The organism is Variovorax sp. 01N425, assembly GCF_056399465.1.
The window spans coordinates 363,123-374,666 of record NZ_JBFTRJ010000007.1 but is presented as its reverse complement, the minus strand read 5'-3'; the positions used below and the strand labels follow the sequence as shown (position 1 = coordinate 374,666).

Here is an 11,544-nt window from a genome sequence, read left to right as displayed (position 1 = left end):
AGCCTGGCCAAGGTGGTGGGCGAAGTGCGCCACGGCACCGATGCGATCGCGACGGCTTCGGGACAGATTGCGGCGGGCAACCAGGACCTGTCTTCGCGCACCGAGGAGCAGGCCAGTTCGCTCGAGCAGACGGCGGCCTCGATGGAAGAGCTCACGAGCACCGTCAAGCAGAACGCGGACAACGCACGCCAGGCCAACCAGCTGGCGGTTTCCGCCTCTGAAGTGGCGGTGCGCGGCGGCGGCGTGGTCAGCCAGGTGGTGGACACCATGGGCTCGATCAACAGCTCGTCCAAGAAGATCGTCGACATCATCGGCGTGATCGACGGCATCGCGTTCCAGACCAACATCCTGGCGCTCAATGCTGCTGTCGAAGCCGCAAGAGCCGGCGAGCAGGGAAGAGGCTTCGCAGTCGTCGCCTCCGAAGTGCGCAACCTGGCCCAGCGTTCAGGTGCAGCCGCCAAGGAAATCAAGGGCCTGATCGACGACTCGGTGGACAAGGTCGAGGCCGGCAGCCGCCAGGTGGCCGAGGCGGGCCGCACGATGGACGAGATCGTCGACAGCGTCAAGCGCGTGACCGACATCATGGGCGAGATCACGGCGGCCAGCCAGGAACAGAGCACCGGCATCGAGCAGGTGAACCAGGCCATTGCACAGATGGACCAGGTCACGCAGCAGAACGCGGCGCTGGTCGAAGAGGCGGCGGCCGCGGCGCAGTCGATGCAGGAGCAGGCCGCGAGCCTGGTCGAGTCGGTCAGCGTGTTCAAGCTGGACAGCGACAACGCACCGCGCCCGCTCGTGCAGATGCAGGCCCGGGTGCAGCCGGCGCTGCCGCCGCGCAAGGCGGTGCCCGCGCTGAAGGCGCCCGCCCGGCCGGCGGCGGCCCGCCGCGCAGCCGGCACCCGTTCCGCTCCAAGGCTCGCCGCGGCCCAGGCTGCCGCGCCGGGCGACTGGACCGAGTTCTAACGCACCCCAGGAAAAAGAAAAATGAAATGGTTCCAGCAGCTTCGCGTCGCCGTCAGGCTGGTGCTCAGCTTTCTCGTGGTCGCGGCGGTGGGTGCCGCGGTGAGCGGGATCGGCATCATTCAGATGGGGCGCATCAACGCCTCGACTGAAGACCTCTACAGCCATGACCTGCGCGCGATCAAGGCCGTGCAGGCGGCCAACATCCAGCTGCTCGACGCGAGCCGCGCCCAGATGGGCCTGCTGTCGGCCGGCACCAAGGGCGAGCGCAACACCGGCTTCACGGAACTGAAGAACGCCGTGAGGGCGCTCGAATCGAACGTGGCCGAGGTCAAGCCCCTGCTCGAGGAGACGCCCGAAGGCCGCGAACTCAGCGAGCAGTACCAGCGCCTGATGCCGCCGCTGCGAAAGCACCTGGCCGATTTTGCCGACCTGATCGCCAAGCAGTCGCTGGACAGCTCGCAGTTCGAAGGCAGCGTGCCGCAGGAGAGCGAGCAGCTGCTCAAGGAGTCGCGCGCGCTGGAGAAAGTGCTCCAGCGCATGGTGGCCTACAGCGACCAGCAGGCCAAGGACAGCATGGAAGACGCCGCACGCACCTTCAAGACCTCGCGCCTGCTGATGGTGCTGATGGCGCTGGCCGGCATCGCCATCAGCGTGGGGCTCGGCGTGGTGGTGGCACGGCTCCTGGCGCGGCAGTTGGGCGGCGAGCCCGGCTACGCCGCCGATGTGGTCGGCCGCATCGCGAACGGCGACCTGAGCGAAAGCGTGCAGGCCCGCTCGGCCCGCGCCGGCAGCCTCTTGTTCTCGATCAAGCGCATGCAGGACCAGCTGACCGAGGTCGTGGTGCGGATCAAGAGTTCCAGCGATGCGATCGCGACCGCCTCGGGAGAGATTGCCGCGGGCAACCAGGATCTTTCTTCGCGCACCGAGGAGCAGGCCAGTTCGCTGGAGCAGACGGCGGCGTCGATGGAAGAGCTCACGAGCACCGTCAAGCAGAACGCCGACAACGCGCGCCAGGCCAATCAATTGGCGCTCTCGGCCTCCGAAGTGGCCGTCAAGGGCGGCAATGTCGTGGGCCAGGTGGTCGACACCATGGCCTCGATCAATGCGTCCTCGAAGAAGATCGTCGACATCATCGGCGTGATCGACGGCATTGCGTTCCAGACCAACATCCTGGCATTGAACGCAGCCGTGGAAGCGGCGCGTGCCGGCGAGCAGGGAAGAGGGTTTGCGGTCGTCGCCTCCGAAGTGCGCAACCTCGCGCAGCGCTCGGGCGCCGCCGCCAAGGAAATCAAGGGCCTGATCGACGACTCCGTCGGCAAGGTCGACATGGGCAGTGCCCTCGTGGGCGAAGCCGGCAAGACCATGGCCGAGATCGTGGGCAGCGTGAAACGCGTGACCGACATCATCGGAGAGATCACGGCCGCAAGCCAGGAACAGAGTACCGGCATCGAGCAGGTGAACCAGGCCATCGCGCAGATGGACCAGGTGACGCAGCAGAACGCGGCGCTGGTGGAAGAGGCGGCGGCTGCGGCGCAGTCGATGCAGGAGCAGGCCGCGAGCCTGGTGGAAGCCGTGAGCGTGTTCAGGCTCGAGGGCGCGGCCCCAACCCTGCATGCGCAAGCACCGCGCACGCCCGAGGCGCCGGCCCGGCCGCTCGCGAAGCCGCGCAAGAAGGAAGCGATGGCCTCCGCCACGCCGCTGACCCTGGCCGGCGGCGCTGCGGGTGCCGCAGGTGCCACGGGCGATTGGACCGAGTTCTAGACACCCACAGGAGAGAACTCTGATGAAAGCCGCAGCCACGGACCCGTCCCAGCCAACGCGCCCCTTCGTCTCGCTGGCGCGCGCGCTCACCGTCAGGGCCGCCCTTGCCATTCTTCTGGTGACGGGGCTGCTGCTCGCGGCGTTCTATGCGATCGGCTCTGCACAGCAGCAGCGCAGCGCCGCGCAATACGCCAATGCCAAGGCCGAAGCGATTGCGCGGTCGCTCGACATCTTCGACCGCACCATGCAGCTGACCGCGGAGAACGCGTACGGCGTCTTCCGGCGCCAGTTCGCGGCCACTTTCGTTGTCGAAGATGCGGCCCAAGGCATCGTGAGCAGCTACGGCACGCAGATCAATGGCGCGAGCACGAGCGAGGTGGATGCCTTCGCGCGGGATTTTCCCGGCGCCAACGCCACGGTGTTCGTGGCGCAGGGCGAAGACTTCCGCCGCATCACGACCTCGGTCAAGAAGGAGAACGGCGAGCGCGCCATCGGAACGCTGCTCGACCGCAAGAGCGCAGCGTATCCGGTGCTGCGCTCGGGCAAGAAATTCATCGGCCGCGTCATGCTGTTCGGGCGCCCCTTCATGACGGTCTACGAGCCGGTGCGCGACGCCGCGGACCAGGTCGTCGCCGTGCTCTACATCGGCCTGGACATCTCGCAGCAGCAGGCTTCCTTCGGCGAAGCGGTGGGCCAGAGCCGGATCTTCGACACGGGCGGGCTCTACATCGTCAACCCGGGCGCAGACCCTGCCGCTGCCACGCTCGTGTTCCATCCGTCGGCGGCCGGCAAGAAGCTGTCCGAGGTTGTGCAGGGCGCGGATCCGGCCGGGTGGCTCGCACGTTTGAAGGGCGAGGACGCCGCGTGGATCGAGGATGCACCCGCGGTGCTGCAGCCGGTGCAGCCGGGGCAGCGCTACGCGTCCGTGAGCAGGAGCGATGCGACCGGCTGGCTGGTCGTGGCGGAGATGCCCGCCTCGGAAGTGATGGCCGATCTCTACCGCGAGATGCGCCTGCTCGGCGGCATCATGGCGCTGGCCGCGCTGCTGCTGGGCGCGGGGCTGATCGTCTTCATCCGGCGCATGGTGCGGCCGCTTCGCGTACTGAGCGAGCATGTGCAGGCCATCGGCCAGGGCGACCTGTCACGGCCGCTGTCGTCCGACCGCCGCGACGAGATCGGCGTGATCACGCGAGCCGTCGAATCGATGCGCGGCGGCCTTGCCAAGGTGGTGGGCGGCGTGCGCCAGGGCACCGATGCGATCGCCACGGCTTCGGGCGAGATCGCGGCGGGCAACCAGGACCTTTCGTCGCGCACCGAGGAGCAGGCCAGCTCGCTCGAACAGACCGCGGCCTCGATGGAAGAACTGACCTCCACGGTGAAGCAGAACGCGGACAACGCGCGTCAGGCCAATCAGCTCGCGCTCTCGGCCTCCGAAGTGGCAGTGAAGGGCGGCAATGTGGTGGGGCAGGTGGTCGACACCATGGCCTCGATCAATGCGTCCTCGAAGAAGATCGTCGACATCATCGGCGTGATCGATGGCATCGCGTTCCAGACCAACATCCTCGCGCTGAATGCGGCAGTGGAAGCGGCACGTGCCGGTGAGCAGGGAAGAGGCTTCGCAGTGGTCGCTTCCGAAGTCCGCAACCTCGCCCAGCGCTCAGGCGCCGCCGCCAAGGAAATCAAGGGCCTGATCGACGACTCCGTCGGCAAGGTCGACATGGGCAGCGCCCTCGTGGGCGAGGCCGGCAAGACCATGGCCGAGATCGTGGGCAGCGTGAAACGCGTGACCGACATCATCGGAGAGATCACGGCCGCGAGCCAGGAGCAGAGCACCGGCATCGAGCAGGTGAACCAGGCCATTGCCCAGATGGACCAGGTGACGCAGCAGAACGCGGCGCTGGTGGAAGAAGCCGCCGCCGCGGCGCAGTCGATGCAGGAGCAGGCCGCGAGCCTCGTGCAGGCCGTGAGCGTGTTCAAGCTGGACGGCCCGCCGCGCCAGCCCGCAACCGCCCTGCGCCAAACCAGCCCTGTCCATTACCACGCGCCCGAGGTGGCGCCCATCTGAGGCCGCGCGCCTCCTTCACTCCCATTCGGTATTCAAAGATGAACTTCCTTTCCAACATGCGCATCGGAACGCGCCTGGCCATCGGCTTCGGCCTGGTTCTCGCGCTGACCCTGGTCTCGGCCGCCTTCGCCCTGGTGACCGCCCGAAGCAATGCCGAGGCCACGCGCCAGATGATGCAGAGCCCGCTCGCGAAGGAGCGGCTCATCTCCGACTGGTACGTGCTGACCTACTCGGCCATCGCGCGCACCGCGATGATTGCCCGCACCACCGACGAGACGCTTCCCGTCACCTTTGCCGACGTCATCTCCGACAGCGTCAAGAAGGGCGGCGAGACCATGGCCAAGGTCGAGGCCCTGCTGGTGACCGACGTCGAGAAGTCGACCTTCAAGTCCATCGTCGAGCTGCGGGCCAAGTACCAGGCCGCCAAGGACGCGGTGCAAAAAGCCAAGGCCAGCGGCACCCCGGGCGAAGCGGAGGCGGTTTTCAAGAACATCTTCCAGCCGGCCGCCAAGGCCTATGAAAGCCGGGTGCTCGAACTGCTGGCGCTCGAGCGCAAGGCGATCGACGACATGAGCCATGCAATCGACGCGGCCAACGAGCGAGGCTTCAACCTGCGCATCGTGCTCACGGTGCTCACGCTGGTGATCGGCGCGGCCTGCGCCTTCCTGATCGCGCGCAGCGTCACGCAGCCGCTGGGCCGCGCGGTGAAGGTGGCCGAAACCGTGGCGAGCGGCGATCTCGGCTCGGTGATCGAAGCCGACTCGCGCGACGAGACCGGCCAGCTCATGCAGGCGCTGAAGCACATGAACGAGAGCCTGGCCAGGGTGGTCGGCGAAGTACGCCAGGGCACCGACACCATCGCGACCGCATCGGGCCAGATCGCGGCGGGCAACCGGGACCTCTCGGCGCGCACCGAGGAACAGGCCAGTTCGCTCGAGCAGACGGCGGCCTCGATGGAAGAGCTCACGAGCACCGTCAAGCAGAACGCCGACAACGCACGGCAGGCCAACCAGCTGGCGCTCTCGGCCTCTGAAGTGGCCGTGAAAGGCGGCGGGGTGGTGGGCCAGGTGGTCGACACCATGGCGTCGATCAATGCGTCGTCCAAGAAGATCGTCGACATCATCGGCGTGATCGATGGCATTGCGTTCCAGACCAACATCCTGGCTCTGAATGCGGCCGTGGAAGCGGCACGTGCCGGTGAACAAGGCCGAGGCTTTGCAGTGGTGGCCTCCGAAGTGCGCAACCTCGCCCAGCGCTCAGGTGCAGCGGCAAAAGAAATCAAGGGCCTGATCGACGACTCGGTCGACAAGGTCGAGGCCGGCAGCCGCCAAGTGGCCGAGGCGGGCCGCACGATGGACGAGATCGTCGACAGCGTGAAACGCGTGACCGACATCATGGGCGAGATCACCGCAGCAAGCCAGGAACAGAGCACCGGCATCGAGCAGGTGAACCAGGCGATTGCGCAAATGGACCAGGTGACGCAGCAGAACGCGGCGCTGGTGGAAGAAGCCGCCGCTGCGGCGCAGTCGATGCAGGAGCAGGCCGCGAGCCTGGTCGAGTCGGTCAGCGTGTTCCGGCGCGCCGCCTGAAATGTTCCACCGGGCACTTCATTTTCCGCGCCGCCTGCCGATAGACAGGAAGCAGGCATCGCAAGCGATGCCCGGTGCCAACAAGAAAACGTTTTACAGGTAAAGCCTCATGTCGATGTTCCAAACGGGCCTGTCCGGCCTGAGCGTCGCGCGATCCGCGCTCATGACGACGGCCCACAACACGGCCAACGTGTACACCGCCGGCTACAGCCGGCAGACCGCGCTGGTCTCGTCCAACGGCGGCACGACGACCGGTGCGGGGTTCATCGGGAACGGCGCGCGCGTCACTACGGTGCAGCGCAGCTACGACGGCTATCTCACGGCCCAGCTCAACGGCGCCGAGGCCGCGGGCGCGGCGCTCGCGAGCTACGGATCGCAGATCAACCGCATCGACTCGCTGCTGGCCGACAAGACCGCGGGCCTCACGCCGCTGATGCAGAGCTTCTTTGCCAGCGTGCAGGGCGTGGCCAACACGCCGGCCGATCCGGCGGCGCGCCAGCAGCTCATCAGCGCGGCGCAGACGCTGGCCAACAAGTTCCGCGCCACCGACCAGTACCTCACCGACCTGAACGGTTCGGTCAACGACCAGATCGAAGGCAGCACCGGGCAGATCAACACCTATGCCAAGCAGATCGCGAGCCTGAACCAGCAGATCAGCCAGCTCAGCGCCATGGCCGGCGGCCAGCCGCCCAACGACCTGATGGACCAGCGCGACCAGCTGGTGAGCGAGCTCGGCAAGATCGTGGGCGTGAAGGTGCTGGAGCAGGACAGCGGCCAGTACAACGTCTTCATCGGCAACGGCCAGACGCTGGTGCTGGGCGACCGGGCCGCGCAGCTGCAGGCGGTGTCGTCCGCCGCCGATCCCACGCGCAAGGCGGTGGCGCTGGTCGGGCTCACCGGCACGGTGTCCGAACTCAACGACGACGTGATTGCTGGCGGATCGCTGGGCGGCCTGCTGGCCTTCCGCGCCGAGACGCTCACCCCCACGCAGAACGCCGTCGGCCGCCTGGCCATGGCGCTGGGCAGCGAGTTCAACGAGCAGCACAAGCTGGGCGTCGACCTGAACGGCGTGCTGGGCACCGACTTCTTCTCGCAAGCCACGGCGGGCGTGTTTTCCAATGCGCGCAACGGGGGCGACATGGTGCTCGGTGCCAGCGTGGCCGACACCTCGCAGCTCACGACCAGCGACTATTCGGTGCAGGTGAAGGACGTGGCTGGCACGCTCACCTACAGCGTCACGCGGCTGTCGGACAAGCAGCCGATGGGCGACTTCACCAGCTTCCCCGCCAGCTTCGACGGCGTGAGCCTCGCGGTGGCCAGCGGCACCGCGCAGGCGGGCGATTCCTTCCTGGTGCAGCCGACGCGCACCGGCGCGCGCGACATGGACGTGCTGGTGCGCGACACCGCTAAGGTGGCCGCCGCGTCGCCGCTGGCCACGGGCAAGGCGGTCGGCAACAAGGGCACCGGCGCGCTGAGCCCGGCCGTGGTCGATTCGGCCTACCTGGCCACGCCGCTGGCCGGCACGGTCACGCTCGGCTACGACGCCGCGGCCAACACGCTGACGGGCTTTCCAGCGACCTCCGCCGTGACGGTGACGCTGGCCGACGGCACATCGACCAGCTATGCCGCCGGTACGGCCGTGCCCTACACCGCGGGCGCTTCCATCCGCTTCGACGGCATCGAGGTCAAGCTCAGCGGCGCGCCTGCCGATGGCGACACCTTCACCATCGGCAAGAACGCCGGCGGCGTGTCCGACGGCAGCAACGCGCTGCGTCTTGGCGCGCTGCAGCGCAAGACCGCGATGGACGGCGGCACCTCCACCTTCAACGGCGCCTTCGCCAAGCTGGTGAGCGAGGTGGGCAACCGCGCCATGGAAATCCGCGTGGCCTCGGCCACGCAGGAAGGCGTGACGGGCCAGATCCGCGCGAGCCGCGATTCGATCTCGGGCGTGAACCAGGACGAGGAAACCGCCAACCTGCTGATGTACCAGCAGATGTACCAGGCCAATGCCAAGGTGATCCAGACCGCGTCGACCATGTTCGACGCGATTCTGGGCATTCGCGGCTGAGCCGGCCGCATTTTTCCAAAGAAGATCTTCAGGAGCCGCGATGCGCATCAGCACCCAATCCTTCTACGCCCAGAGCATGAACTCGCTCGGTTCGCAGCAGCAGCAGCTGTTCCGCATCCAGCAGCAGCTCGCTGCGGGCACCAAGTTCCTGACGGCTGCCGACGATCCGGTGGCCGCCGCGCGCGCGCTGGGCGTGAGCCAGTCGATGGCGGAGTCGGCGCAGTACGCCACCAGCCGCAGCCGCGCGATGCTCTCGCTCTCGCAGGAAGAGACCGCGCTGAAGTCGGTCACCTCGATCATGCAGAACATGAAGACGCTCGCGGTGCAGGCGGGCAACGGCACGCTGTCGGATGCGGACCGCGCCTCGCTGGCCACCACGCTGCAGGGCAACCTGGACCAGCTCGTGAACGTGGCCAATGCCGACGACGGCAACGGCCAGTTCCTGTTCGCCGGCTTCAAGAGCGGGAGCCAGCCCTTCGTGGCCGGCGCCGCCGGCGGCATCCAGTACATGGGCGACCAGGGCCAGCGGCTGATGCAGGTCGACGTGTCGCGCCAGATGTCCACCACGGACGACGGGCGCAGCGTGTTCCAGTCGGTGCAGGGCGGCGCGGGCTACGTGAGCTCGGCGGGCGCGGCCAACACCGGCTCCGGCGTCTTCGGCGCCGTGGGCGTGACCGACGCGGGTGCGGCCAACTACGGCAAGGACTTCGTCATCAGCTTCAGCGGCGGCAACTACACGGTGGCCACGCAGGAGACGCCGCCTGTGGTGGCCGCATCGGGCGCCTACGTGCCGGGCGCCGCCATCTCGTTCGGCGGCCTGCAGATCACCATGAGCGGCGCGCCGGCCGATGGCGACACCTTCCAGGTGGCCACCGCGCGCAATGCGGGCACCGACGTGTTCGCCGCCATCGGCGAACTGGTCACCGCGCTCAGGCAGCCGCTCGCCGGCAATGGCGATTCGGCGAAGGCCGACCTGCTCAACGCGCTCAGCACCTTCAATGTCAAGATCACCAACGCGCACGACAACGTGCTCACCGTGATGTCGTCGATCGGCTCGCGCATGAACGAGATCGACGCGCTCGACACCAGCGGTGCCTCGCGCGGCCTGACCGACAAGGCCTACCTCTCGGAACTGGTGGACCTGGACCCGGCCAGCGCCATCTCGGAATTCCTGCAGCGCCAGACCTCGCTCCAGGCCACCCAGCAGACCTTCGCGCGGCTGCACAGCATCGCGCTGTTCAACTACCTGTGAATGGGAAGGGGCGTGCGGCTCAGGGCCGCAGCGCCTGCATCAGCTGCGGCAGCGAAGACAGCGCGGCGGCAAAGCGCGGCTCCAGGAAGGCGCCGAGCTGCGGCATCAGCAGCTGCAGCATGCCGATGCCCGCCAGCAGCGTGAGCGGAAAGCCCACCGCAAAGATGCTGAACTGCGGCGATGCGCGGTTCAGGATGCCCATCGCAAGGTTGAGCGTGAGCAGCGCGGTCACCAGCGGCAGCGCCAGCATCAACCCGTTGGCGAAGATGCGGCCGCCGCCGGACACCAGCAGCATCCAGCCCTGCGCCGCCAGCGGCGCATCGGCAATGGGCAGCGTGTGGAAGCTGTCGGCCAGCGCGGCCAGCATCAGCAGGTGGCCGTCCACCGCCAGGAAAAGAAGAATGGCCAGCATGTGCATGAGCCGCGCGACCACCATGGTGGCGCCGCCGGCCATGGGGTCGAAGAAGGACGCGAACGACAGGCCCATCTGCAGGCCGATGTACTCGCCCGCCGCCAGCACGGCGGCAAACACCATGCGCATCGTGAAGCCGATGGCGCCGCCGATGAGCACCTGCTGCACGATGATCCACACGCCACCCGCGGAGACCACCGGCACCGCGGGCATCGGCCCGAGCGTGGGCGCGATGGCCACCGCCAGCAGCGCGGCAATGGCCACCTTGGTCTGGCGCGCGACGCCGGGCTCGCCGAACACCGGCGCGGTGCTCACCAGCGCCAGCATGCGGACGAAGGGCCACAGGAAGGCCGTCAGCCAGGCGGTCAGCTCCGCCGAGGTGACGGAGAAGATGGCGGGCATGTCGGCGCGCGCTCAGGCGACCAGCTGCGGGATGCTCGAGAACAGCGTGCGGATGTAGTCGAGCATCTGCGCCAGCATCCAGGGGCCGGCCAGCACCAGCACCGCGAACACCGCCAGCAGCTTGGGAATGAAGGACAGCGTGGCTTCGTTGATCTGCGTCGCAGCCTGGAAGATGCTGATGACCAGGCCCACGACCAGCGCCACCAGCAGCATCGGCGCGCCCAGCAGCAGCGAGACGTGGATGGCCTGGCTGCCCAGGGACATGACGGATTCGGGTGTCATTGCGCGCCTCTAAAGATAAAAGCTCTGGGCCAGTGCGCCGATCAGCAGCTGCCAGCCATCGGCCATGACGAACAGCATCAGCTTGAAGGGCAGCGCGATGGAGGCGGGCGGCACCATCATCATGCCCATCGACATCAGCACGCTGGCCACCACCAGGTCGATGATGAGGAACGGAATGAAGATGGTGAAGCCGATCTGGAACGCGGTCTTCAGCTCGCTGATCACGAACGAAGGCAGCAGGATGCGCAGCGGCACTTCTTCTGGGCCCTGCATGTCGGGCGTCTTCGCGAGCCTGGCGAACAGGGCCAGGTCGTTCTCGCGCGTCTGCTTCAGCATGAAGGACTTGAAGGGCGCAATGCCTTTCTCGAGCGCCTTCTCGGCCGTGATCTTGTTCTCGGAAAAAGGCTTGTAGGCCTCGTCGTGGACCTTGTCGAACACCGGCGCCATCACGAAGAAGGTCAGGAACAGCGACAGGCCCACCAGGATCTGGTTGGGCGGCGACGACTGCGTGCCGATGGCCGTGCGCAGCAGGCCCAGCACGATGAGGATGCGCGTGAAGCTCGTCATGCTCAGCAGCAGCGCCGGCAGGAAGCTGAGCGAGGTCAGCATCACCAGCGTCTGCACGCTGAGCGACCAGGTCTGGCTGCCGCCCGGCCCGGGCGTGCTGGTGAGGCCGGGCAGGCCCTGAGCCGACGCCGCCATCGGCAGCGCGAGGGCGAGCAGCATCAGCGCGAAGCCGGCAAGGCTTCG

The 11,544-nt window shown here is 67.5% G+C and carries 9 protein-coding genes; 6 read left to right on the top strand and 3 right to left on the bottom strand.

Annotated elements, in window-relative coordinates; translation table 11 throughout:
* The 6 genes from AC1DSC_RS15535 to flgL form a co-directional block, all read left to right on the top strand.
* Nucleotides 1–963, top strand: a 963-nt coding sequence (locus AC1DSC_RS15535) for a methyl-accepting chemotaxis protein (protein WP_478131824.1), incomplete at its 5' end; no start/stop codon positions are given.
* A gap of 21 nt (nucleotides 964–984) precedes the next feature.
* On the top strand, nucleotides 985–2,724 hold the full coding sequence (locus AC1DSC_RS15530) for a methyl-accepting chemotaxis protein (RefSeq protein ID WP_369663439.1): 1,740 nt from the start codon (nucleotides 985–987) through the stop codon (nucleotides 2,722–2,724).
* A gap of 22 nt (nucleotides 2,725–2,746) precedes the next feature.
* On the top strand, nucleotides 2,747–4,789 hold the full coding sequence (locus tag AC1DSC_RS15525; RefSeq protein WP_369663438.1) for a methyl-accepting chemotaxis protein: 2,043 nt from the start codon (nucleotides 2,747–2,749) through the stop codon (nucleotides 4,787–4,789).
* A 38-nt stretch (nucleotides 4,790–4,827) separates the two neighbouring features.
* Entirely contained in the window at nucleotides 4,828–6,378 is a 1,551-nt protein-coding gene (locus AC1DSC_RS15520; protein ID WP_018906367.1) for a methyl-accepting chemotaxis protein, read from the top strand.
* Nucleotides 6,379–6,487: 109 nt separating this feature from the next.
* Nucleotides 6,488–8,446 (top strand): flagellar hook-associated protein FlgK, encoded by a 1,959-nt coding sequence (flgK, locus tag AC1DSC_RS15515; RefSeq protein WP_369663437.1) that lies wholly within the window; start codon nucleotides 6,488–6,490, stop codon nucleotides 8,444–8,446.
* A 40-nt stretch (nucleotides 8,447–8,486) separates the two neighbouring features.
* The gene (gene flgL, locus AC1DSC_RS15510) at nucleotides 8,487–9,698 is read left to right on the top strand and encodes a flagellar hook-associated protein FlgL (RefSeq protein ID WP_369663436.1); all 1,212 of its coding nucleotides are present in this window, start codon (nucleotides 8,487–8,489) and stop codon (nucleotides 9,696–9,698) included.
* A gap of 19 nt (nucleotides 9,699–9,717) precedes the next feature.
* On the opposite strand, the gene fliR is transcribed toward flgL, so the two are convergent.
* From fliR to fliP, 3 genes are read right to left on the bottom strand one after another with little or no spacing between them, the layout of a single operon-like run.
* Nucleotides 9,718–10,512: a flagellar biosynthetic protein FliR gene (fliR, locus tag AC1DSC_RS15505; RefSeq protein WP_369663435.1), complete on the bottom strand. Its 795-nt coding sequence runs from the start codon at nucleotides 10,510–10,512 to the stop codon at nucleotides 9,718–9,720.
* Nucleotides 10,513–10,524: 12 nt separating this feature from the next.
* Nucleotides 10,525–10,794, bottom strand: coding sequence for a flagellar biosynthesis protein FliQ (gene fliQ, locus AC1DSC_RS15500; RefSeq protein ID WP_015866953.1), 270 nt, complete (start codon nucleotides 10,792–10,794; stop codon nucleotides 10,525–10,527).
* Between the two features lie 9 nt (nucleotides 10,795–10,803).
* Entirely contained in the window at nucleotides 10,804–11,520 is a 717-nt protein-coding gene (gene fliP / locus AC1DSC_RS15495) for a flagellar type III secretion system pore protein FliP (protein WP_369664505.1), read from the bottom strand.
* Nucleotides 11,521–11,544 lie beyond the last annotated feature (24 nt).